The following is a 19,756-nucleotide window of genomic DNA, read 5'->3' as shown; positions in this document are numbered from 1 at the left end:
TGCGAATAAATGCATGTGTGGAAGGGGATACTCGCTCCGGTTGCCCTTCCAGCATTTGTTGACTCTTAAGATTATGTAGAGCTAATATAGAGGGTGTGACAATTTAGGGGCCAAGTCTCTCTAAGTTGATCTTTTGTTTTGTTCGTTTGAGACTTAATTAAAGTTTGCGACCAGCATAAGCAAATCCCACAATTTTATGAGGATAGGTCGGAGATGCAAGTCCTATCCTTTACTGTGCTGAGCGCAGGATTGTTAAGAACGCTTCTGATCGCTGACCAGCCTGTTCAGGGCAATTCTTATACGAACGACCTTTGCCCTTGTGAGATTCGCGAGAAGCTTCTTCTCGATGACCGAGTCGACGTAGTCGATGTCGCAATCGTCCTTGCGGCCGATATGTCCGGCTCCATCAACCAGATAGAGGCCACGCTACAACGCGAGAGCTACGCGGCTGCTTTGGAATCATCGACCGTGCTGAAGGTGATTAAACAGGGTATGCACGGCAAGATCGCTGTCACTTTTGTCGAATGGTCGAGCCGCGGCTCCTTAAAAACGCGGCTGGATTGGACCGTTCTCTCTGACGCGAATGATGCGTCGGTTATCGCGGAAGCAATCCGGAAAAAGTCGCAAGGCCAATACCGTGATCCGCACAGTGCGAAAACGTCGATCTCATACGCCATTGACGTATCTGTTGATGCGTTTGACAAACTTCCTGTCCCGACGTTGCGCAGGGTCATCGATATCTCAGGCGACGGAACAAACAATGACGGATCTTCACTTGAGGAAAGCCGCCAGAGAGCGCTTCAGAAAGCCATCGTAATCAACGGTCTCCCGATAGGCGCGGAAGTGGAAAATGGTGAGACGACTGCGGAATATTATGAGCGGCACGTTATCGGGGGGGCCGGCTCGTTTATCATTCCAGCCGACAGCTCGGCTGAATTCCAATGGGCCATAATAAACAAGCTAGTCCGAGAAGTAAGTTCCATATCCAGCGAGACACGCTTTTAGGCTGCTGACGGCGGCATTCGCGGGCGACCCAGCCCGGGTTGGCGACCTAATCGTGCTTAGCGAGAACGCCACCGACCGTGGAGGGATGGACGTCGAACAGGCGGGTCGGCCTCGGACGCGCTCGCTGGCATTGGTCACTCTTCGCCATTTGTCTTCGTATTGCGCTCAGCTGAGTTCTTGGGCTAGTCCGATGAGGAGCCCTTCAGGCCCACGGATGTAGCAGAGCCGATACGAGGCTTTATGCTGGACTACTTCGCCTTCGAGCTGCGCGCCGCGCGTGCGGAGCCTTTCAAGCGTCTCGTCGATGTCGTCCACGGCTAACATGACACGGAGGTAGCCTAGGGCGTTGACCGGGGCGTTCCGGTGATCTGCGACGACAGGCGGCGTGAGGAAGCGGGAGAGCTCGAGCCGGCTGTGGCCGTCCGGTGTGCGCATCATGGCAATCTCGACACGCTGATCGCCCAGTCCAGTGACACGTCCGGCCCATTCTCCTTCGATCGTGGCCCGCCCTTCGAGCTCGAGGCCGAGTTCGCGAAAAAAATCGATCGTCCCTCCGAGGTCTTCGACGACGATTCCTACGTTGTCCATCCGCTTGAGCGCCATGTTTCGAATCTCCAGGGTGTTGTTCCAATCTACAAGGTGTCGCCCAGTCTAACAGCGGACGCTTGAGGTGCCCCCAACACCGATAGATGATGACATGTGGACGTGCGGTCGTGTCCACATGTCTACAATTCTGCGGCCCCACGGGGCTAAGGACAGGCATCACGAAACGGATGTGGTGAGAACGCCACATGCAGCAACCGAACAACCCGCCGCACATCGTGCCGATGCGGAGGCACGCATGAACGCGGCCCTACTGATGCCGCGCGAGCCGGTCCATGGGTGCGTTTGCTTCGGCCAAACTAGCCAGCGCTTGCTCGACTTTTTGAGCCGAGGCGTCAGTGCGCTTGATGTGCCGGATCATTTGCTGCCTCAACCGCGCGAGCCTTTCCGCGCGATGTACATCGCCGTATCTCGCAGTTTCAAGGTGGAGGGTCGCGAGCCTCATGGGCGACGATTCCGATTATCTAGTAGTAGAAATTCGCGAATCCGCCTTTCGTTCCGATGTCCGACCTTGCCCTCGCAAAAGCTGGCCGGACGGCCGCGACGAATGAGCCGCATCCCTGCCAAAAGAGAGATCGTCCGCTGATGCTGCTCAGTCGACCGCGGGTCCAACCGGACGGTAGCCGAAGTGATTTCGGAAGTGGCCGTTGAAGAAGCGGCCGTTGGCGAAGGCGGCTTGGAACTCGGCGAAGGTCTCCGGCGGCACGTCCTCAAACTGGTAGCATTTACCGCTGGCCACGAACCACACCGAGAGGACTTTGCGCTCCGGATTCCGTTTTGTGTATCGAGGTCGACGGCATGACGTGACTACTCCAATCAGGGAGAGCGTCCATCTGAAGTTGCCCGCGCCCACGGAGGGGAGGGACGCGGGCTGATCGGGAGGGGACACCGGTCTCGCAGCACAGAAGATGCTGCAGGAGGCGAACGTCCTGCCTATGCCGGTGTTCCATAGGAAACAAAAAAACCCGCCGCACAGGAGAGCGACGGGGCGATCAAGCGGTCACCGAGCGCGGGTGGGTCGGGATTTGCCCGGTTCGCGGATCGTGGAAAAATCCTAGGCGGCCGGCTGCGTCGCGTCTACCAACCGGCGGTTGGCCCGGTTGCTTGTTTGACAGACACGCGCTTATGATGACTGCTTAAAAGCGCCGATCGAGCCTTTTGCCGAGCGGCTCGTGTGCGGGAGGGACGCTATGGCCGAGCAGGAGCAGTGGCAGCTGCAAGGCAGCGCCGCGGAACTCTACGAGCGCTACCTGGTCCCGGCAATCACAGCCCTGTGGGCTGCCGACCTGGTGGATCGTGCTGCGCCTCAATCTGGTGAGCGGGTTCTGGACGTAGCTTGCGGCACCGGCGTGGTGGCACGCTTGGCGGCCGAGCGTATGGGAAGTGGGCAGGTCGTCGGCCTCGACATCAACACGGGCATGCTTGCCGTTGCTCGATCCCTCCCGACAGGCGCTGGACCGCGTATCGACTGGCACGAGGGAAGCGCGCTCGAAATGCCGTTCCCTGACGCCACCTTCGATCTGGTTCTTTGCCAGCTCGGACTGCAGTTTTTCCCGGACCGGTCGAGTGCGCTACGTGAGATGTTCCGGGTGCTGGTGCCTGACGGCCGACTGGCCTTAAGCGTTTTCAGCGCTATTGAGCGCACTCCTGCGGCAAAGGCGCTGGTGGACGCCTTGGATCGACACCTCGGTCCAGGCGCTTCGGCAACGAAACGGTCCGAGCATTCACTAGCCGATGCGGACGAGCTTTACCGATTGGTGGCCGGGGCGGGATTTCGTCAGGTGACCATCCACACGACGACACAGAACATCCGATTCCCCTCGTCAAAGGAATATGTGCGACTACAGCTGGCAGCGACTCCGCAGGCAGGGCTGGTCAGCGGAATGGATGCCGGACACCGCGACGCAGTCATCGCAGCGATTATGGGTGATGTAAGTTCTTCGCTGGCAATCTATTCAACTGGAGGGGAGCTGATGTTCGCCCAAGAGGCTCACGTCGTGCTCGCACGCAAATAGCGCAGCTCACTGTGCGGCATCCGGTGTTCAACAGCGCCCACGGAAGTGAGCCTAATTAGAGGAGGAGCGTAGCAGCCCCTCCTCCTTGACAGCAACCTCGAAGGCCTTCCTTACGTCGTCGGGCGTGCGCTCGCCATCATGGACGGCCATGCAGGCCTTAACTGCCTCCACATAGTCCCCGCTTGGTCCACTTCATGAATTCAGCAGCGGCTCCCTCGACATTGTTGCAGCCGTAGGTGAGCCCAGGTCGGTCGGTCTCGATGTTGACGGGAGGGTGAAACCAATGGATGGCCATGATACCTCCTACTCAGGCGAGAGATACATCTCCGCCTCTTTAGCGGCAGCCACGAAAGCCTTTCGAATCACGTGAGGGTCAATCGGATCGCCCTCCAGTGCTGACAGGCAGAGGGTCCACGCCTTGTGCCAGTGAGGTCCTCTCCGGGTCCACGTCTTGAGCTGCTCAAGGGCTGCCCTCGCATTGTTGCAGCCATGCCTGGCCCCTTCCGTTTCAGTCTTCACGAACACCGGAGGGACGAACCAAAGGGTTGCCATGATACCTCCTACTCAGGCGAGAGATATACGGTCGCCTCCTTGGCCGCCGCATCAAAGGCTTCACGGACCTCTTGGGGGGACACTCTGCCCTCGAACGCGTCAACGCATGATTGGACCGCCTTCGTCCATTTCGAGCCTTTGTGTCCCACGCCACGAGTTCCTGAGCGGCTCCCTCGACACGTTTCGCCTTCACGTAGACGGAGGGAGAGAACCAGAGGAGTCTCATGATGAATAAATTAGGGGATGCTCACTTGTTTGGTAGAGGCGAGATCACAGCGGCGGCTCGATCGAGTTCTCTGACCGGCTCTCATTTCCGGGTCATGCCAGTCGCTTCGCGCCGCTCAGCGTTCGATCTGATGCCTGGGTCATTTGATGAACGTCACAGTGTTACAAAAAGCTCGTAAACAGTTGATTCTATTAGAAAAAATCAGAGTTCAATCCTCTCTCGCAGCACCAGTTTCAAGGCTTTCTGGAAGGGCTTCTATGCCGCCCTGTGCGCAGCTGCGCGGGGCCAGCGCGCGGGGATGCGCGAGTGCGCCGGATCGACCGCCGCCACCTTGTCTCAGTTTGAAGTTCGGCCGCGGGTGGCGAAGGTTTTGCCAATCGCGTGTTTGCAGCCTATGCTTCGATATCGGCCGCCGGTGCTGCGGATGCAGCCGACAGTAAGAGGGTACGTGCTCTTGCCCGTCCGGGAGAGAGCCGTGTCCCTTCCTTGCAATCGTGTGTTGAAAGCCCTCTCCCCAGAGGATTTCGCGCTGCTGCGGCCGTCAATGCATCATGTCCAACTGGACCTCAAAGCCCAGCTGGAGGTGCCGTATCAGCCGATCGAGCATGTGTATTTTCCAGAGGCGGGTATCGCTTCGGTGGTCGCCACCATGACTGGGGGGCGGCAGAGTGAGGTCGGGATCATTGGCTATGATGGCATGACAGGCGTTGCCGTCATTCTCGGCCAGGACAGCTCTCCCAACGAAACCTACATCCAGGTCGCAGGCAATGGCTGGTGCCTGCCGGTTGAGAATCTTCGTGCTGAGGTGGCAAAGAGCCAGTCGCTTCGCGCGTCGCTGCTTGCCTATGCCCACGCCTTCCTTGTCCAGTCGTCGCGGACGGCACTGGTCAATGGCCATTCCAAGATCGAGGAACGGCTGGCCCGCTGGTTGCTGATGGTCCACGACCGGACCGAGGGAAACAAGATCCACCTGACGCATGAATTTCTGGCGACCATGCTCGGCTCTCGGCGCCCCGGGGTTACCACCGCCCTGCAAATGCTGGAATATCGGGGGCTGGTTCACGCCAGGCGCGGCGAGATCACGATCGTCGACCGTGCCGGAATGATAAAGCTCACACATGGCGCCTATGGCGACGAGGAGCAACGTCACTTCGGCTAATGCATGTCGCGCACAAGCATGCCCCTCGGGGACTGTCCCAGGACCTGACCCAGGGCCTGACCCGAGCGTGTGCAGCGGTTTTGCGATAACGACATGCATAAAAACAACATCCTAAAGCGCGTCGCATGGGCAGGGTCAAACGCGACGCGCTCCGCCTGATTGTCCGATATCAGACATATGCTTGAAGGCCGCAGCATGTTAGACGAAAGTCGAATAGTTGGCAGGGAGGAACTGTTGATGAGCCACACTTTTCACACAGTCACGGTTGAAGGCGCGGCGGAGGCCTATGTCCTTTCCAGAGGCAAGGCTCGGTATCTCTCGATCGCGCAGGCGATCCGCGCCATTCGAACACTCATGCCGGCTTGCAAGGCCACCAACCACGAGTTGGAGGAGATGCTGGCGGCGGCATGCGTAGTGCACGGCGTGCCCGTTGCCTTCGACGCCAAAACAGCCGATGGCCTGGAACCACGGCTCCATTCGTAGGCCGGAAATGTCCGCGCCGCTGCAGAAGCCAAATTCATTGGATGTTCGGCAAGCGATTGTCCGCTACCTGATCAATCATGTCGACAATCCGAGCGTCTCGATAGTCGAAGTGAGCATCGCCGTGAGGAAGATGTTTCCACTTTGCGAACTCACGGATTGGCAAATTGGCGATCTCATTGCGCGAAGCGCCATCGACGCGGGATTTGCGATCGATTTCGATGCGGCCCCCTGGACGGAAACTAGCTAAGCTAGACGCCTTTGGGTAGCAGCATAGTGGCGTTACGGGTTCGCGCAGTCGCCTCGCACAGCTGATGCTGGGGTCAATCCTAAGCGGGAGCCTGCTATAGTCCCGTATGGCCGCTCGCATAGTGGTTATCCTGGCGCTGCTTACCGCCTTCGCCTACGGCTTCGCAAAACTCGTGGAACGTTATGGCGACGCCGGCGACAGGCCCTCTGCGTGTGAAAAATGGCCACAGCCTGATTGTCCGGTCCCAAGCGCGCCGCCTCAAGAAAAAACCAGGCCTTGAGCGGGCGTTCGCGAGCGCCGCCAAACTTCGGTGTTGATAGGCCGTGGCAGCCGGTTCGCGCACCGCCGGTGGAACAAGAATTGCTCCGCATCGTTGAGATGACTAGGCAACCCGCCGCGGTAGCAATCAAGCACCGCAGCTAAAGGTTGCTTGGAGGCTATTATGGGAAAGCACCTTACATTGGCTGCGGCAGGCATGCTTCTGCTCGTCGGTGTCAGCGCCGCTGCCGCTCAGGACGTCATTATTCAACCCGAGCATGACACCGTGATCCGCGAATACGTGAAAAAGAAACCGGTAGCATCACTCAGCCTTCCTGGCGTCGAACTCAACATCGGCACAGCTTTGCCCGAAACAGTCGAGCTTTACGAGGTGCCGGACGTTCAGTACCGCTACGTCGTCATCGATGGCCGAACTGTCCTGGTCGATCCAGGTACCCGCAAGATTGTGAAGGTCTACGACTGACGTGACCCCACGCTGAAGCCCGTCGTGCCGAAAGGCGCGGCGGGCTGGCGCCTTCCCGATATGCCGATGGCAGAGATAGAAGGTGCAATATCGCGCTGGAACAGTCATGCAACGGCGTGAATTGCGAAAAGCGTAAAATCCCGACAGACACCGGCGAGCAAACTCCCGCGAACAGTTCCGAATATATTGGAAGATGCTGATTTTTATCGATGCTGGTGATTGCCGGCTTCCCTCACCACCTTGACCTCCACCGTCATGCCGAGAAAGCTCGACGCGCTGCCGCAGTAGCTTCCCGAAAGTGGGATGGCTTGCCCGGGATGCCTGGCCACAGCCACCCTGATCAGATCCCGGTTGCCGACAATGCCGTTGGTGGGATCGAACTCGACCCAACCCGCGCCAGGCAAATAGACCTGGCACCAGGCATGCGTCGACCCGCCGCCGACGACAGAACCGCTGTCGCGGTTCGGCACATAGACATAACCGGTCACAAACCGGGCGGCAAAACCGAGCGAACGAACCGCTTCCATCATGAACAGCGCAAAGTCTCGGCATGTGCCTCGACGCAGGTGCAAGGTCATCAGAGGCGGTTGCGTCCCTGATTCAGTTCGACGCGAATAAACAAAGCTCTCGTGGATGGCGTAGCAAAGCGTCATCAGCAATTTGCCGGTCTCGGTGCGCCCTTTGGCGCTCACGAACTGTCGTGCCCATTTGCCGATCTCGTCGCCATCATCGAGGTGATGGCGCTCGATGGTTTGGCTGAGGTCGGTTGCCTCGTCGGGATCATAGGAAAATGGATAGCTGAGTGCTGCGTCATCGATACGGAAATCGGGCGCATGCTGCGGCGTGTGATCGAGCCGAATGTCTGTCACGAAACGCAGTTCGTCGCCCGAGCCGTTGAAATCGATTACGGCAACGCAGTTTCCGAAAACGTCATGGATCCAGCCAATCTCTTTCGGCTCGGGGTCGACTAACAGGGCGTGATCCAGAAGACGCTGATCGAAACTGTCGCGCGGCCTGAACATCAGCCGGTGCTCGCCGAATGTCACCGGCTGCGTATAGCGATAGACGGTCGTGTGCTTGACTGAAAAGATCGGCATTGGCTTGCGTCGACCACCTGCGATATCAGCGCCATCATATAATCTTTTTTGATGTGCAGCGGACAAAATGGGGCTGCCCCTCAAGACGGCCGTATCAGGCGGACTGATGAACAGATCGGCGCGGCTAGCGCCGAATTGATCATCCATGCTGGCCCGCTGTTCTTGGTTCTGTCGGCAGCATGGCCGCGAAAAAAGCAGCGGACTTGCGCCGCAGGCCTTTTGCAATCTCTAATTGGTAGACTCTCTCAAGACCGGGGAAGTTAATCCTTGCGCCGCGGAGGGGCCAAGGCGAGGAACGTCGCAAACGGGAGGAAGCAATGAATGAAGACTACGAACTGGCCATAGACCACGACAAGCCTTACGAAATAACTGCTTTCGCTAAAAAGCACGGCCTTACGACAAGGGCTGCCGAGCTGATCCTTTTCGCCTATAGCCCGTCCCGAGCGGCGTGCGATACTGCCGCAACGGCTTTCCTCACCGCCGTCGCCGTGCAAGCCAAGAGACAATCGGCGCGCTAGCCGATCGTGACATCGGGGCGTCGCGGCGATCGTATTTTGATGCTGGCGGGGCAGCGCCCCTCTGTCCTGCCGGACATCTCCCCCACAAGGGGGGAGATTGGCAATGTCACTGTGGGCGCCCTCTTTGCGGCGTCGAGATTGGCGAAAGCGGTCCCGACATCCGATTTCCCCCCAAGGGGGGAGATGTCCGGCAGGACAGAGGGGGCGCCTCCCTCCGCCATCAACGGTTCTGCACCGTCGTGACGCTCTGAGGTAACGGCATGGATCCTAGGTCTGCGCCGCGTCGCTTCGCTCCTTGCTTCGCCCTAGCTAGGACGACGAAGGCGCGCCGATCGACGGCGCAGCCTGGATATTGAAGACTCAGGTGAGGCTTCTGGACCAGTCGTCTACCTGGCGCTCTGCCTCTTCCTTGGCGATTCCATACCGCTCCTGAATGCGTCCTGCGAGTTGGTCACGATTGCCCTCGATGCGATCAAGGTCATCGTCGGTAAGGTCGCCCCATTGCTCCTTGGCCTGGCCTTTGAACTGCATCCATTTTCCCTTGATTTGATCCCAGTTCATGAATTCCTCCTTTGTTGTCTAGAGGAAATGCAACTGGACACCACATGTTCCCAAACAGCGGATCGCCATGACGATTATTGCCGATGACGATTGTCATTGGCGACGCGGCAAACACGCCGCCGGCCGGAGCCAGCGGGGCGAATTGGAGCAGGACGGGAACGATCCGCGTCTTGAAATCACACTCGCCGGAAAGGTCCCTCAGCCGGATCAGCTGGCGCGCGCCAAGGCTATCGATATGACGTTGTCTGCATCCGCCCCCGGCAGATCGAACAGCATCGGAAGTTGGCGGGTCATGGCCATTTCAACGATCAACTCTTCGATGGAAGCTGTCGGCAGATCGGTCTCGAGACTATTCGAGATCATCGAGGCAAGCTTGTGGACTGGCACTGGTGCCGACTTCGCACGGTCGTCGAGCAACCTGCTGATTTCGATTACAACGTCTGCGTCAATGCTCTTTGGCAATTCGCGCATGGCTTTTCCTCCCTGCCCATATCATGCGCGTGCCTGAGGGCTGAGTCTCGAAAAATCGACGTATGGACTTAACCAGATACGTGCTTCGACCCGATTGCTTTGGCCGGGCGCTCGGGCCTGCGGCGAAAAAGCGAACTGCATTGGTGTCGCATGCGGCAACGAATTCGCCCGTTTTGCGTTGGCCAATCGTACATCGTGAGCAAACGTGACCAAAGGAGAGTAAGCATGACAGCCGACGCGGCGAAGCTCTATCCCCGCCACCGGGATCGGATCTCCGGCAGCGAAGCTTATATGGTAAGGCATTTTGCCCGACAGAACGGCATCACCCCAGCGCAAGTCCATCAGTTGATCAAGAGATATGGAAGCAACCGCGCCAGGCTGGTGGCTGCGGCGAAGGAGCTTCGCGCGTCGCTCCGACCGGATGTCCCCAAGGCCATGCTCGCCTCGGGGCGCCGCGCCGGGCGTCTCAGCGCCAGTGTTGATGCTGGAAATGGCTTAGGGACGCAGTGAGCGGACTGCGGAAAACAATCTAGCCGACGACTTCGTTTTAGACTTTTCGATCCTGGCCGCCGTCGCCGGCTTCTGTTTGCGATTTACTTGCTTCAATGGTCGCCTCCAGGTCGGACCGGCTGCCATATCGAACCGAGTAGGCTCGTGTAAATTCGGCGCCCAACAGAAAGATCTCGGACGAATAGAAGACCCACAGCAGCACGACGAGCAGTGCACCGGCTGCCCCGTATGACGAAGCGATGGCGCTGGTCCCGATATACCAGCCGATCAGTGACTTGCCGATCGTGAAGAGAAACGCCGTCGCTACGGCGCCGAAGCCAACGTCGCGCCATTGCAGCGCGCGGTCGGGCAGTATCTTGTAGATTGCCGCAAACAACAGGGCGATCATGGCAAACGACCCGATCCCGTTGATTGCGCTCAGGATGAGGGTGCCAAAGGGCAGATATGCGTTGATGATATCGCCAAGCGCCGAAATTGCAGCGCTTACGACGAGGGATACCAGCAGCAGAAAGCCAAGCGCCGCGACGAGACCCAGGCTGGCAGCGCGCGCCCGGACGAGCCGTGAAATCGATGTGCCAACCGGTTTGACTTTCCAGATCTCGTTCAGGGCAACCTGCATTTCGCCGAAGACGCCGGATGCGGCAACCAACAGCGTGACGAGCCCCAAAATGCTGGCAAGAGTTCCCGCCTCTTTTTGTGACGCGTTCTCGATTGTCGCTTGCAAAAGCTCGGCGCTCTGCGGACCCATCAGGCCCGCCAGCTGGGCCGAAAGCGCCAGTTGTGCGGCATCGTTTCCGAAGGCCATGCCTGCGATGGCGACAACGATGAGCAGGATCGGCGCAAGCGAGGTCGTGGCATAAAACGCCATCGCTGCGCCGTGGCTCAAGGCATTGTCATTGATGAAGCCGACAATGCTCTCCTTAAGGAGCGTCCAGCCCTCTTTCGCCACATCCCACATGTTTGCCTCGCCTGCTTCTCAAGCAAATAGAGGCAGTGCCGCGGCGGACCAGACCGTGGCAGGTCGCAAACCTCTATAGGATTGGGAGCTGGAGGTCGCTCGGCAGCGACCGCTCACAGTCCCTTTCAGGCTCAGTCGAAGAACCAAATCCTCTGTGCAGAGCAATCAGGTGACGGATCCCGGCTTGTTTGGCGCGACCTGCCCCGCGGCTCTTCTTGTGAGACCATCCTGCGTCGGGAAGGCCGCGAATGCCGCGATGGCCAGATAGACCGGAATCCCCAATTCGAGGATTTCCTCGAACACTGTCGAGGTATCGTTCCGGGCAAGATGGATGCCGAGAAATGTGAGATTTGACGGCGCCCCGTCGATGACCTTCGAAAGGACGGCGCAACCGATAGCGGCGGCAATGGCAACGGCAGTCGCCTCGCCGTGGCGAAGCCCGTGCACAAAGCTACGGAGGCCGTCTTTGAGGAGAAAATAGAAGGCAACGGCGAGGGCGATAACGACCGTCGCGCCGATCAGCTTTTCCAACAGCGGAACGTCAGGCGAAATGTAGAGGGTGGTCTTGGTGATGTTGTGGGTGGTGAAATGCGCATGGAAATCCAGCTCGCGCAGGCACATCGCGATCGAGATGGCAACGAGATACCAGCGCTTGAGCAGCTCCCGATAGGACATTTCCCGCACAAGCGTCGCCACGACGATCAGGTAACCGGCGGCCGAGAAGACTTCGATGGGACCGCCCTCGCTGAGGTAGAACTTCCGTATGTCTTCGGGAAGAAAGGCGAGCGGCAGGGCGATGAGAAAGACGAGCACCAGCAGCGCAAGGCCCATTTGAATGAAATAATGGTCCTTGCCGTAACCGGTCTTTCTTTCGCTCCATGCCATGTCTGTCTCGCCCATGTCTGTCGCACCGACTCTCTATTGATCGTGATTTCACTCAATTTGAAAGATTGGGCCTTTGTCAAGTTGCCGCTCCGCATGCCGCGCCCGATGCCCGGCCGCTTGCCGGCGCTCTGACGGCATGACTGCGCAAGCGTGACGAGCCTGGTCCGGCCTAGCGCGGTGATGGCTGTCCTGTCCAGAAACGTGCCTTTGTAGCGACGACGACCCGTTCGCTCACGCCACCGATCGCCGCCATCGACCCTGCGGCGGTGTTAATCGATCGACACCCCACCGCCTGTTGCGTAGAGGCGCTGTTGGACGCTCTCACGATCCAACCAACGGAACTGTGACAGTTGTCGCATAATTGATCGGATATTGGTCGAAGTACGGGAACTCGATCACGAAAGCATATCTGGCCGTGAGATGCGCCATGCGGAAGCCGCCGCTGGGAGGGTCGATTGCTATCGTCACATCGACATCTTTCAATCCCAAACCCAGCAATTTTTCTGTGGCTATGGCCTCTATTTCGGCCTCGGTCAGCGAGTTCTTCAAATGCAGCGCACGTGAGGACGTTTCCAGCGTATAGCGAACGCTGGACATGGCATTCAGAGCCCAGCCGAATGCGAAGATACCGAACAAAAGCATTATCAGAAAAGGTGCGATCAGCGCGAATTCCAGCCCAGTCCCGCCTGATGCATCACGGCTGAACGCTCTCGCGATCCGCTTAGCGGACACGGATCACCTCTTGATGGCCGATCTCGCGAGAAAGAGAAAACGCGCCAAAAATGAAGGGCGGGGACCAGGTCGCCGTCGCTTTTATTTCCACGAAGACCGAGGGAGCTTTCGTCCCCCCGTTGCACAGGCTCGATGCATCGACCACGGTGCTTCCGCACATGTATTTCCGGCCCAGTGTAACCTGTGCGCCTTCGGGATGGTTTTCCCAACTTGAAAGGGCGACGGCTTGGGTGGCCGCGTCGTCGGTTGCTCCCTCCATCACAAGATTTGCCGCCGTCTTGACGCTTGCGCGCATCGACAGCGAGCTTGATACGAAAGACCAGCCGTCAATGATGCCGAAAAGCACCAGGCAAAGGATCGGCACAATCAGGGCAAACTCCACCGCAGCAACACCCGAATCGTTCCGGAAAATCCGACGTGACCGCCGTTCCATGACGGTTACTCGACAAGCTGAACGGATTGCGCGGCCGGAATATCTCGCATTCCGAGGCTCGTGCAATCCTGCTTGATGCTTGTAGCGCCGGACCACTCTATCGTATCGGCGACGACCTGTGTGCAACCACCTTGGCCCGAGAAATTGCCGAGATATTTAACCTCCTGCGTTGGAAAATACAGAACGCCTGTCAAAAGCGAATCCGCCGTGCCATTAAACGAGTTCGATCCCGCCAGGTTTGCTCTGTCGCCGTAAAACAGCACACCCGAATAGGTGCCTGACGTCGGGGCGCTAAGCTTGACGGTGGCCGTGCCGTTCATGCTGACGCCGGAGCTGCCGGCCAGATAGATGATGACTCCGTCGCCGGAAATATTTGCGTTCGCGCTTGCTTTGAAATCGCCCCCCTCAACGACATATACCCCAGGCGAGAGCGTTACACTGCCGCTCAAGCTGAGCCCCTTGCAGTATCTTCCAGGTTGCAAGGTCGACTGATTGTCGTTTTGACAAGGATTCGTGGCTGGCGGCGCCGGCAAGTCGGCAAAAGGATCTGCAGCGGGCAGCGCCTGGGTTAGCGGGTTCGCGCAAACGGTTTTTACAACGTTGCTCAAAGAAACACCGCCTGCCGATATCAGGCAATCGGCCTCCAGATATGCCGACCCTTGAAGCTTGAGGGCGTCCGCGGCGATTGAATCCGACATGACGGAGCAGCCGGTCAGCTTGAGATTCGAACTGCCGGAAAATAGCGCCGCTCTCGAAGCGGAAGGATTGAGCGCCAGAACGCAGGCTTTTGACGCGTCCGTGATAAGAGCCACTGCCCTTGCCTGTGCGCCGACCGCGCTTTGACTGAAGATCGATGTGAAAAATCGATCGAGCGTCTGATGGACGACTACTTCAACAGCCTTTTTTGCGACATTCGGTCCGGACGATGGAGGCGTGAAGACCTCGATTGTGCCTGTCGATGGTCCCCAGCCGTTCGTGATCGCTGACAGTGTCGCGGCCGAGACAATCATTGGCTTGTCGGATCCCGAAATTTTTTCCAAAGCGCCAGCATAGGCTGCCGCATCTGCCACCGCCTGTAGCTTCAGGCTGCTGTAATACCAGTAGGAAGTCTCGACACCGAGTCCCGCCCCGCCGACAACAATCGGCAAAGACAGGGCAAAAATAATAGCAACGTTGCCGCTCTCGCTGATTCGTCGCGGACAGCTGAAAAAACGCCTGAAGGTATCGCCACCCCATCCCATTTGCCTATTCAAGCAGCGATGCATAAAGGAATGACTAAGATTTTCACTCGATTTGTTAGCTGCGCTCCTCGCCATCCGCCGACACTGAGCCAGCTTCTTCCTTTTCCCGGGGTCATGCGCAACAAATTGCCGACGGCTGCCGGTTTCGTTGGCAAAAGGTTACCGTTCCCTGCTATTCCCCCCTCAAATCAAAAGCAGTGGACTTGCGCATGACCAATGTCGCCCTGACCGGGCTTGCCAGCGATCTCGCCAAGCGCGCCGCGGAAGGCCGTCCGGTGCGCATCGGCGTCATCGGCTCCGGCGAGATGGGCACCGACCTGGTGACGCAAGGCATGCTGATGCAGGGCATTTCGGTGTGCGCCGTCTCGACCCGCCGCCCGCACACGGCGCGTGATGCCGTCCGCATCGCCTATGGCGACGAGGCGAGGGCACGGGAGGCCGATACGCCGTCGAAAGTCAGCGAGGCGATCGAGAGCGGAAAAATCGCCATCACCTCGAACGAGATGCTGGTCACCAATCCGCTCATCGACGTCGTCATCGACGCCACCGGCAAGCCCGGCGTCGCCGCCGATTTCGACCTGATGGCGATGGAGCACGGCAAGCATCTGGTGATGATGAACGTCGAGGCCGACGTCACCATCGGCTGCTATCTGAAGCAGCAGGCCGACCGGCTCGGCGTCGTCTATTCGGTCGGCGCCGGCGACGAGCCGTCAAGCTGCATGGAACTGATCGAGTTCGCCGCAGCACTCGGCTACACCATCGTCTCGGCCGGTAAGGGCAAGAACAACCCGCTCAACCACGACGCCGTGCCCGACGACTATCGCGCGGAAGCGCTGCGCCGCAACATGAACCCGCGCATGCTGGTCGAGTTCGTCGACGGCTCGAAGACCATGGTCGAGATGTGCGCCATCGCCAACGCCACCGGGCTGGTGCCCGACATTGCCGGCATGCACGGTCCCAAGGCCGACCGCGATGAATTGGCCAAGGTGCTCATCCCGCGCGCCGACGGCGGCATCCTGTCGAGGAAGGGCGTCGTCGACTACACCATCGGCAAAGGCGTGGCGCCCGGCGTGTTCGTCATCGTCGAGGCGACGCATCCGCGCATCATCGAGCGCATGGACGATCTGCATATCGGCCATGGACCCTATTACAGCTTCTTCCGGCCCTATCATCTGACCTCGCTGGAAGTGCCGCTCACCGCCGCGCGCATCGCGCTCTATGGCAAGCCGGACATGGTGCCGCTGCCGAGGCCAGTTGCCGAGGTCTGCGCCGTGGCCAAGCGCGATCTGGCGGCGGGAGAGAAATTCGACGCCATCGGCGAGACCTGCTACCGCTCCTGGACGATGACTGTCGAGGAGGCCCGCGCCAACCGCGCCGTGCCGGTCGGCCTGCTCGAAGGCGGCAGGGCGCTGAGGCCGGTCAGCAAGGGCGAGCTGCTGACATCAGCCAATGCCGCGCCCGACCCGACCACCAGGCTGTTCGCCTTGCGCCGGCTGCAGGACGAGATGCTGTACGGATTAGGATAATGATCGAGACGCGTGAATCCGAATTGAAGCGGGAAAGTGGACGCATTCCTCTGGCCAAACGACTCGCAGCCATTGCCCACGATCTCAAAGCCAGAGCGGGCAAGAACGGCCGGCCTGTGATCAAGGATGAGATCAACGAGTTGTGGGGACATCCCTGATGCCGGCGAATGGAACGACCATATCGAAACGGCGATGCGGCTCGATCTGACCACTGGATCGCTGCACTTCTGGGCCACTGTAACGGCATGATCCTAGGATCCATGCGGTTACCTCTGAGCATCGCAGCGTTTGAATACGGAGATTCTGTGACCTTCGAGCGCTGCTGCACTGAACAGCAGGCAGCAGCTCACCCGGTCGATCGACCGCCGGCTGAATATCAACGCCTGACTCGCAAAGCCGCCGCTACTTCCCCAACTCGATCGACCGCAGCCGCGCCGCCTCCACCGCTTCGGTGAGCAGTTTTGTCAGCCGGTCCTCGCCCATCAGCACGGCAAGCGCGGCGGCCGTTGTGCCGTTGGGGCTGGTCACCTGCTGGCGCAACACGCCCGGATCTTCGCCGCTTTCGGCGGCGAGCGAGGCGGCGCCATAGACCGTCTGCACGGCCAGCAGCCTGGCGGTTTTGGCTGGCAACCCGGCCGTCTCGGCAGCCACCGCCAGTGCTTCGATGAAATGGAAGACATAGGCCGGGCCAGACCCTGACACCGCCGTCACCGCGTCCATCAGGCCCTCGTCGTCGATATCGGTCACTTCACCGCTCGCCGAAAGCAGATCAGCAACGAAACGATTCGTATCGATGGAGACCAGCCGGTTGGAAAACACCACCATCATGCCCTTGCCGATCGCCGCCGGCGTGTTGGGCATGCAGCGCACGACCGGCGCGCGATCGCCCAGAATGGCCTCGAAAGTGGCGACCGGCGTTCCGGCGGCGATGCTGAGGAAGGTGGTGCGGCCATCATTGAAGCGCTTGTAGGCGGCGGTCACGTCGCGGATCACTTGCGGCTTCACCGCAATGACGGCGAGGGCCGGCACCGCGTCTGCCGGAATGCCGCCGGCATCCGCGGCAGCACTGCAGCCCAGCGCTTCGGCGCGCTTGCGCAAATCGGCATTGGGCTCGACCACGAAAACCGCCGCCGCGGCGAGCTTGCCCGATTTCAGCCAGCCGGAAAGCATGGCGTAGCCCATATTGCCGCAACCGGCGAGGACAAGCTTGATCGTCATTGGAGCCTCCGCAGAGCATCGGACCCAAAAGTGGGTACCGGTTTTGGCAAAAATCCGATGCTCAAACCAAAAGATGGCTTCCCATAGACGTTCGTGGCGGGGCGGGGAAGCCCTGTTGGGACGGAGGATCAGGACGGACCACGAACCGCCATCGGCCGCAGCGACACTTGCCTCAGTCCGAACATGCCGAACACGAAGAACAGCCAGACCGGGTCGGCGCGATGGAAGAAGAAGCTTTCAAGGAAGGCGTTCAGCGCTGCGAACAGCACCACCATCATGAAGAAGTCGCCCAGATAGATGTTCTCCTTGCGCAAGGGAATGCGCATGTAATCGCGCAGCGGCGCGACAAGGAACGTGTAGACCGCCACGCACAAAGCCGGGATGCCCATCAGCACCGCGATGTCGAGATAGCCGTTATGGCCGTGCACGATGGTTCTGATGTCCCAGGCGCGGTCGAATGGCTGGTCCTGGTTCAACAGCAGCGGCGTGCCCCAGAAGCTCTCGAAGCCATAGCCGGTCCACGGCCGCTTCGCCAGCATCTCGCCGGCGAACTCCCAAAGAGTCGTGCGCCCAGTGTAGGTCAGGTCGGGGAAATAGAGTGCCGCCAGATGCTTCACCGGCGGCAGGAAGACGATGCCCAGCGTGCCGATCGCTGCGGCGATGATGGCCAGCGCGAACAGGATCGGCGTGCCAAGCCGCATGCCGATCAGGCTTGGCAGCACGACGATCAGGATCGAAAACGGCACCAGTCCGGCCGTCGTCTTGGAACCGGTGTGCAGCATGAAGATCATCGCTGCGCAAAAGATCGATGCGCCCCAGAGCCGCTGTCCGCGCCGGTAGAGGTACAGCCCGGCGAAGCTGAAGCAGGCCATGACGGGCCCAGCGATGTTCTTGTGGGTGAACACGCCGCGCCACAGGCCGACATGTTCCGGCTCCAGCGACGCGGCGGTGTGCAGCGCCTCGTTTGGAAAGACGATGAGCCCGATATAGGACAGGCCCATGACGACGACGATGGTGAAGATGATGACTTTCGAGAAAGCTTCGGCGTCGCGCGGAAGCGCTAGGATCGTCACCATCGTCAAAATGCCGATCAGCGTGAAGAAGGCGGCGCGCATGGCCGACGGCGGATCGGTTGCCATCACCACCGAGAACATCAGGAAAGCCAGCATCAGCAGCCAGGACGGGCTGAGCAGCGAGCGCACCACGCGCGGGTCGGCAAAAGCCATAAGCGAGAAGACCGAGATCGCGCCAAGCGAGCCGAAGCCGAGCTGGTTGACGATGTCGCCGCCATCGCCGGTCGTTGCGGCGCCGGCCGGCTGGAACGGACGGAACGACACCAGGATGACGGTGAACAGCAGCGCGGCGACCGCAGTCGCGACACCGTCGCGTGTGAAGGCCGCGCTGAGCGGCGCGCGTTCAGTTCTTCTCAGGCTGCCGGTATTGCTCATTGGCGTATCCGAATTCGGCAAGCACGCGGCCGACAGCGACATGGATTGGGTATAAGGCCGTCGCCAACGACCGCGTCCGCGCCAGCCTGGCCGCGCCGCGAAACGGCGAGACGGCAAGCAGCGCCAGGCTCTTCAAGAAAACCCTGGTGCCGGCGAACGGCGTGCCGGCCCGCTTCTTCTTCTCGACCAGTGTCGAGATGACGCCGTTGCGCAGGCTGCGGGCACGGATCCAGTCGGCCTCGATGCGCCGGGCCGGAACTGTTTCATGCACTTGCGCTTCGGCGCACCAGCCAAGCACAAAACCTGTTTGTGCCGCCCGGCTCAGGAAATCGGAATCGCCGCCGCCCATGAAGTTGAATTTCAGGTCGAGGAAGGGCGGCCCCATGGCGGTGAGCACGTTGCGGCCGACCAGCAAATTGCCGGAGGAATACAGCGCGGGCACCCGCCCGGTCTGCCGATAAGGTGGCGCAAAGACCGGGTGCTCGGCCCAACTGGCATGGGCCGCGTCGGCAAACACAGGCATTTGCGGGCCACCGACAATATCGGCACCGAGCGTCTCGGCCGCATGGCACATGCGCTCGAGCCACTGCGGATCGGCGATCTCGTCGTCGTCGATGACCAGCAGGTGGCTGAAGTCAGGAAAGTGGAGGATAGCCGTCTGCCAGCCGGCATTGTAGGCGCTGCAATTGCCGCGCTCATGCGCGACGATCACCATGCCCGGGATGTCGCCGCCCTCGAACAGCGGCAGCGCCGCCCTGGCGCCGGCGCGCGCCTCGGCTTCGTTCTCGATGACGATGATTGCGAAACGTCTGCCGGTTTCCTGGGCCTTGAGCGATGCCAGCGTCGCCAGCAGTTGCTCGGGCCGTTTGAAGGTCGGCAGCGTAACGACCGCCTCGACAGCAGCGGCGACAAGTCCCGGCGACCGCCCTGCGATCGATACCGATCCGTCCGATGGCAAAGGGATCATCCGTGTCCAGCCCGGGATGGTGAGTTTGGCTCTCGATAGCATCGCGGTGATAACGTTTCGTTAATCACCTTCGCGGACAAGCCGGCAAATCGGCAACGCCGGGCCACCAGATAGCTTCACTTAATCAAGGCTTCACCGCGCCTTGCTAACCAATCAGCG

At 59.8% G+C, this 19,756-nt stretch carries 27 protein-coding genes; 10 read left to right on the top strand and 17 right to left on the bottom strand.

Annotated elements, in window-relative coordinates; translation table 11 throughout:
- Positions 1-213: 213 nt before the first annotated feature.
- A complete protein-coding gene (locus tag AC0L2K_RS26420) occupies positions 214-1,005 on the top strand; it encodes a DUF1194 domain-containing protein (RefSeq protein WP_128175910.1) in 792 nt (263 codons plus the stop codon).
- A gap of 165 nt (positions 1,006-1,170) precedes the next feature.
- On the opposite strand, the gene AC0L2K_RS26415 is transcribed toward AC0L2K_RS26420, so the two are convergent.
- Positions 1,171-1,608, bottom strand: coding sequence for a VOC family protein (locus tag AC0L2K_RS26415; protein ID WP_473532754.1), 438 nt, complete (start codon positions 1,606-1,608; stop codon positions 1,171-1,173).
- A 592-nt stretch (positions 1,609-2,200) separates the two neighbouring features.
- Entirely contained in the window at positions 2,201-2,347 is a 147-nt protein-coding gene (locus AC0L2K_RS26410; RefSeq protein WP_473532753.1) for a KTSC domain-containing protein, read from the bottom strand.
- A gap of 451 nt (positions 2,348-2,798) precedes the next feature.
- On the opposite strand from AC0L2K_RS26410, the gene AC0L2K_RS26405 reads away from it, so the two are divergent.
- Entirely contained in the window at positions 2,799-3,623 is an 825-nt protein-coding gene (locus AC0L2K_RS26405; protein ID WP_473532752.1) for a class I SAM-dependent methyltransferase, read from the top strand.
- A 51-nt stretch (positions 3,624-3,674) separates the two neighbouring features.
- Here the strand turns inward: AC0L2K_RS26405 and AC0L2K_RS26400 are convergent, their stop codons facing one another.
- Genes AC0L2K_RS26400 through AC0L2K_RS26385 form a run of 4 tightly spaced genes read right to left on the bottom strand, consistent with a single transcriptional unit; the run spans position 3,675 to position 4,324 of the window.
- The gene (locus AC0L2K_RS26400; protein ID WP_023800259.1) at positions 3,675-3,773 is read right to left on the bottom strand and encodes a hypothetical protein; all 99 of its coding nucleotides are present in this window, start codon (positions 3,771-3,773) and stop codon (positions 3,675-3,677) included.
- Positions 3,774-3,780: 7 nt separating this feature from the next.
- On the bottom strand, positions 3,781-3,918 hold the full coding sequence (locus AC0L2K_RS26395) for a hypothetical protein (protein WP_473532751.1): 138 nt from the start codon (positions 3,916-3,918) through the stop codon (positions 3,781-3,783).
- An 8-nt stretch (positions 3,919-3,926) separates the two neighbouring features.
- Positions 3,927-4,175 carry a DUF982 domain-containing protein gene (locus AC0L2K_RS26390; RefSeq protein WP_027155572.1) on the bottom strand — a complete coding sequence of 83 codons (249 nt, stop codon included), beginning with the start codon at positions 4,173-4,175 and terminating at the stop codon, positions 3,927-3,929.
- 8 nt (positions 4,176-4,183) lie between these two features.
- On the bottom strand, positions 4,184-4,324 hold the full coding sequence (locus AC0L2K_RS26385; RefSeq protein ID WP_287181097.1) for a DUF982 domain-containing protein: 141 nt from the start codon (positions 4,322-4,324) through the stop codon (positions 4,184-4,186).
- Between the two features lie 552 nt (positions 4,325-4,876).
- On the opposite strand from AC0L2K_RS26385, the gene AC0L2K_RS26380 reads away from it, so the two are divergent.
- The 4 genes from AC0L2K_RS26380 (at position 4,877) to AC0L2K_RS26365 (ending at position 7,032) form a co-directional block, all read left to right on the top strand.
- Entirely contained in the window at positions 4,877-5,560 is a 684-nt protein-coding gene (locus AC0L2K_RS26380) for a Crp/Fnr family transcriptional regulator (protein WP_473532750.1), read from the top strand.
- 237 nt (positions 5,561-5,797) lie between these two features.
- The gene (locus tag AC0L2K_RS26375; RefSeq protein WP_027155570.1) at positions 5,798-6,043 is read left to right on the top strand and encodes a hypothetical protein; all 246 of its coding nucleotides are present in this window, start codon (positions 5,798-5,800) and stop codon (positions 6,041-6,043) included.
- A 7-nt stretch (positions 6,044-6,050) separates the two neighbouring features.
- Entirely contained in the window at positions 6,051-6,290 is a 240-nt protein-coding gene (locus AC0L2K_RS26370; RefSeq protein ID WP_473532749.1) for a hypothetical protein, read from the top strand.
- Between the two features lie 442 nt (positions 6,291-6,732).
- Entirely contained in the window at positions 6,733-7,032 is a 300-nt protein-coding gene (locus AC0L2K_RS26365) for a DUF1236 domain-containing protein (protein WP_473532748.1), read from the top strand.
- A 203-nt stretch (positions 7,033-7,235) separates the two neighbouring features.
- Here the strand turns inward: AC0L2K_RS26365 and AC0L2K_RS26360 are convergent, their stop codons facing one another.
- Positions 7,236-8,129 (bottom strand): transglutaminase family protein, encoded by an 894-nt coding sequence (locus AC0L2K_RS26360; protein ID WP_128247807.1) that lies wholly within the window; start codon positions 8,127-8,129, stop codon positions 7,236-7,238.
- Positions 8,130-8,446: 317 nt separating this feature from the next.
- On the opposite strand from AC0L2K_RS26360, the gene AC0L2K_RS26355 reads away from it, so the two are divergent.
- Positions 8,447-8,647, top strand: a complete 201-nt coding sequence (locus AC0L2K_RS26355) for a hypothetical protein (RefSeq protein ID WP_036263866.1) — start codon at positions 8,447-8,449, stop codon at positions 8,645-8,647.
- A 360-nt stretch (positions 8,648-9,007) separates the two neighbouring features.
- Here the strand turns inward: AC0L2K_RS26355 and AC0L2K_RS26350 are convergent, their stop codons facing one another.
- Both AC0L2K_RS26350 and AC0L2K_RS26345 read right to left on the bottom strand, forming a co-directional pair.
- On the bottom strand, positions 9,008-9,208 hold the full coding sequence (locus AC0L2K_RS26350) for a CsbD family protein (protein WP_023800267.1): 201 nt from the start codon (positions 9,206-9,208) through the stop codon (positions 9,008-9,010).
- Between the two features lie 207 nt (positions 9,209-9,415).
- Positions 9,416-9,679 carry a hypothetical protein gene (locus AC0L2K_RS26345; protein WP_027155567.1) on the bottom strand — a complete coding sequence of 88 codons (264 nt, stop codon included), beginning with the start codon at positions 9,677-9,679 and terminating at the stop codon, positions 9,416-9,418.
- A 225-nt stretch (positions 9,680-9,904) separates the two neighbouring features.
- Here AC0L2K_RS26345 and AC0L2K_RS26340 point away from each other — a divergent pair, with 225 nt between their 5' ends.
- On the top strand, positions 9,905-10,189 hold the full coding sequence (locus AC0L2K_RS26340; protein WP_023800269.1) for a DUF3606 domain-containing protein: 285 nt from the start codon (positions 9,905-9,907) through the stop codon (positions 10,187-10,189).
- 37 nt (positions 10,190-10,226) lie between these two features.
- Here the strand turns inward: AC0L2K_RS26340 and AC0L2K_RS26335 are convergent, their stop codons facing one another.
- The 5 genes from AC0L2K_RS26335 to AC0L2K_RS26315 form a co-directional block, all read right to left on the bottom strand.
- Positions 10,227-11,147 carry a YihY/virulence factor BrkB family protein gene (locus AC0L2K_RS26335; protein ID WP_473532747.1) on the bottom strand — a complete coding sequence of 307 codons (921 nt, stop codon included), beginning with the start codon at positions 11,145-11,147 and terminating at the stop codon, positions 10,227-10,229.
- 165 nt (positions 11,148-11,312) lie between these two features.
- The gene (locus tag AC0L2K_RS26330) at positions 11,313-12,032 is read right to left on the bottom strand and encodes a hypothetical protein (protein WP_128175894.1); all 720 of its coding nucleotides are present in this window, start codon (positions 12,030-12,032) and stop codon (positions 11,313-11,315) included.
- A gap of 321 nt (positions 12,033-12,353) precedes the next feature.
- A complete protein-coding gene (locus AC0L2K_RS26325) occupies positions 12,354-12,764 on the bottom strand; it encodes a TadE/TadG family type IV pilus assembly protein (RefSeq protein WP_023800272.1) in 411 nt (136 codons plus the stop codon).
- The gene (locus tag AC0L2K_RS26320; RefSeq protein ID WP_287347089.1) at positions 12,754-13,197 is read right to left on the bottom strand and encodes a TadE/TadG family type IV pilus assembly protein; all 444 of its coding nucleotides are present in this window, start codon (positions 13,195-13,197) and stop codon (positions 12,754-12,756) included. The genes AC0L2K_RS26325 and AC0L2K_RS26320 overlap by 11 nt, the downstream gene beginning before the upstream one ends.
- A gap of 5 nt (positions 13,198-13,202) precedes the next feature.
- Positions 13,203-14,438: a TadE/TadG family type IV pilus assembly protein gene (locus AC0L2K_RS26315; protein ID WP_128247765.1), complete on the bottom strand. Its 1,236-nt coding sequence runs from the start codon at positions 14,436-14,438 to the stop codon at positions 13,203-13,205.
- A 209-nt stretch (positions 14,439-14,647) separates the two neighbouring features.
- Between AC0L2K_RS26315 and AC0L2K_RS26310 the strand changes: the two genes are divergently transcribed.
- Both AC0L2K_RS26310 and AC0L2K_RS26305 read left to right on the top strand, forming a co-directional pair.
- Positions 14,648-15,964, top strand: coding sequence for an NAD(P)H-dependent oxidoreductase (locus tag AC0L2K_RS26310; RefSeq protein WP_287067490.1), 1,317 nt, complete (start codon positions 14,648-14,650; stop codon positions 15,962-15,964).
- A complete protein-coding gene (locus tag AC0L2K_RS26305; RefSeq protein ID WP_473532746.1) occupies positions 15,964-16,122 on the top strand; it encodes a hypothetical protein in 159 nt (52 codons plus the stop codon). Before AC0L2K_RS26310 ends, AC0L2K_RS26305 begins: the two co-directional genes overlap by 1 nt.
- 244 nt (positions 16,123-16,366) lie before the next feature.
- Here AC0L2K_RS26305 and proC read toward each other — a convergent pair whose 3' ends face one another.
- The 3 genes from proC to AC0L2K_RS26290 all read right to left on the bottom strand — a co-directional run bounded on the left by proC (position 16,367) and on the right by AC0L2K_RS26290 (position 19,597).
- Positions 16,367-17,182: a pyrroline-5-carboxylate reductase gene (gene proC, locus AC0L2K_RS26300; protein ID WP_287239923.1), complete on the bottom strand. Its 816-nt coding sequence runs from the start codon at positions 17,180-17,182 to the stop codon at positions 16,367-16,369.
- 128 nt (positions 17,183-17,310) lie between these two features.
- Positions 17,311-18,630, bottom strand: coding sequence for an O-antigen ligase family protein (locus AC0L2K_RS26295; protein WP_473532745.1), 1,320 nt, complete (start codon positions 18,628-18,630; stop codon positions 17,311-17,313).
- A complete protein-coding gene (locus AC0L2K_RS26290; protein ID WP_128247761.1) occupies positions 18,599-19,597 on the bottom strand; it encodes a glycosyltransferase family 2 protein in 999 nt (332 codons plus the stop codon). The genes AC0L2K_RS26295 and AC0L2K_RS26290 overlap by 32 nt, the downstream gene beginning before the upstream one ends.
- Positions 19,598-19,756: the final 159 nt, after the last annotated feature.

This window comes from Mesorhizobium sp. WSM4817, assembly GCF_055811135.1.
This window is presented reverse-complemented; position numbering and strand designations above follow the sequence as displayed.

Excerpts from the sequence above, each read along its gene's own strand:
- AC0L2K_RS26420 (WP_128175910.1), top strand. The coding sequence starts at position 214 with ATGCAAGTCCTATCCTTTACTGTGCTGAGCGCAGGATTGTTAAGAACG.
- AC0L2K_RS26415 (WP_473532754.1), bottom strand. The coding sequence starts at position 1,608 with ATGGCGCTCAAGCGGATGGACAACGTAGGAATCGTCGTCGAAGACCTC.
- AC0L2K_RS26405 (WP_473532752.1), top strand. The coding sequence starts at position 2,799 with ATGGCCGAGCAGGAGCAGTGGCAGCTGCAAGGCAGCGCCGCGGAACTC.
- AC0L2K_RS26400 (WP_023800259.1), bottom strand. The coding sequence starts at position 3,773 with ATGGCCGTCCATGATGGCGAGCGCACGCCCGACGACGTAAGGAAGGCC.
- AC0L2K_RS26395 (WP_473532751.1), bottom strand. The coding sequence starts at position 3,918 with ATGGCCATCCATTGGTTTCACCCTCCCGTCAACATCGAGACCGACCGA.
- AC0L2K_RS26390 (WP_027155572.1), bottom strand. The coding sequence starts at position 4,175 with ATGGCAACCCTTTGGTTCGTCCCTCCGGTGTTCGTGAAGACTGAAACG.
- AC0L2K_RS26375 (WP_027155570.1), top strand. The coding sequence starts at position 5,798 with ATGAGCCACACTTTTCACACAGTCACGGTTGAAGGCGCGGCGGAGGCC.
- AC0L2K_RS26370 (WP_473532749.1), top strand. The coding sequence starts at position 6,051 with ATGTCCGCGCCGCTGCAGAAGCCAAATTCATTGGATGTTCGGCAAGCG.
- AC0L2K_RS26365 (WP_473532748.1), top strand. The coding sequence starts at position 6,733 with ATGGGAAAGCACCTTACATTGGCTGCGGCAGGCATGCTTCTGCTCGTC.
- AC0L2K_RS26360 (WP_128247807.1), bottom strand. The coding sequence starts at position 8,129 with ATGCCGATCTTTTCAGTCAAGCACACGACCGTCTATCGCTATACGCAG.
- AC0L2K_RS26355 (WP_036263866.1), top strand. The coding sequence starts at position 8,447 with ATGAATGAAGACTACGAACTGGCCATAGACCACGACAAGCCTTACGAA.
- AC0L2K_RS26350 (WP_023800267.1), bottom strand. The coding sequence starts at position 9,208 with ATGAACTGGGATCAAATCAAGGGAAAATGGATGCAGTTCAAAGGCCAG.
- AC0L2K_RS26345 (WP_027155567.1), bottom strand. The coding sequence starts at position 9,679 with ATGCGCGAATTGCCAAAGAGCATTGACGCAGACGTTGTAATCGAAATC.
- AC0L2K_RS26340 (WP_023800269.1), top strand. The coding sequence starts at position 9,905 with ATGACAGCCGACGCGGCGAAGCTCTATCCCCGCCACCGGGATCGGATC.
- AC0L2K_RS26335 (WP_473532747.1), bottom strand. The coding sequence starts at position 11,147 with ATGTGGGATGTGGCGAAAGAGGGCTGGACGCTCCTTAAGGAGAGCATT.
- AC0L2K_RS26330 (WP_128175894.1), bottom strand. The coding sequence starts at position 12,032 with ATGGCATGGAGCGAAAGAAAGACCGGTTACGGCAAGGACCATTATTTC.
- AC0L2K_RS26320 (WP_287347089.1), bottom strand. The coding sequence starts at position 13,197 with ATGGAACGGCGGTCACGTCGGATTTTCCGGAACGATTCGGGTGTTGCT.
- AC0L2K_RS26315 (WP_128247765.1), bottom strand. The coding sequence starts at position 14,438 with ATGGGATGGGGTGGCGATACCTTCAGGCGTTTTTTCAGCTGTCCGCGA.
- AC0L2K_RS26310 (WP_287067490.1), top strand. The coding sequence starts at position 14,648 with ATGACCAATGTCGCCCTGACCGGGCTTGCCAGCGATCTCGCCAAGCGC.
- AC0L2K_RS26305 (WP_473532746.1), top strand. The coding sequence starts at position 15,964 with ATGATCGAGACGCGTGAATCCGAATTGAAGCGGGAAAGTGGACGCATT.
- proC (WP_287239923.1), bottom strand. The coding sequence starts at position 17,182 with ATGACGATCAAGCTTGTCCTCGCCGGTTGCGGCAATATGGGCTACGCC.
- AC0L2K_RS26295 (WP_473532745.1), bottom strand. The coding sequence starts at position 18,630 with ATGAGCAATACCGGCAGCCTGAGAAGAACTGAACGCGCGCCGCTCAGC.
- AC0L2K_RS26290 (WP_128247761.1), bottom strand. The coding sequence starts at position 19,597 with ATGATCCCTTTGCCATCGGACGGATCGGTATCGATCGCAGGGCGGTCG.